Raw genomic sequence first — 226 nt, 5'->3', positions numbered from 1 at the left:
GTACAATTTCAGACGCCATAAAACGTGAAGAGCGATCGGTAATATTATCTTCAGGGAAGTAGAAATCTGACTGAGGTAAACTATCTTTTGCCCATTGTCTTATTTTCTCTACATTATCGCCTGACTTAGCGGACATAGGTAAAATATCTGCAAAATTAAAACGCTCCCCTAATTTTTGAAGATGTTGCAATAACAGCGCTTTATCTTCAACATTATCAATTTAATT

The 226-nt window shown here is 35.0% G+C and carries 1 pseudogene; it reads right to left on the bottom strand.

What is annotated here, in order from left to right:
• Positions 1–190 (bottom strand): annotated as a pseudogene (locus tag V6256_RS15640) (GTPase Era); the annotation flags it as partial.
• Between the last annotated feature and the right edge of the window lie 36 nt (positions 191–226).

The organism is Psychromonas aquatilis, assembly GCF_038155185.1.
GTDB classification, from domain to species: Bacteria; Pseudomonadota; Gammaproteobacteria; order Enterobacterales; family Psychromonadaceae; genus Psychromonas; species Psychromonas aquatilis.
Note: the sequence above shows the minus strand (reverse complement) of the source record. Positions and strands in the feature narration are given on the sequence as shown.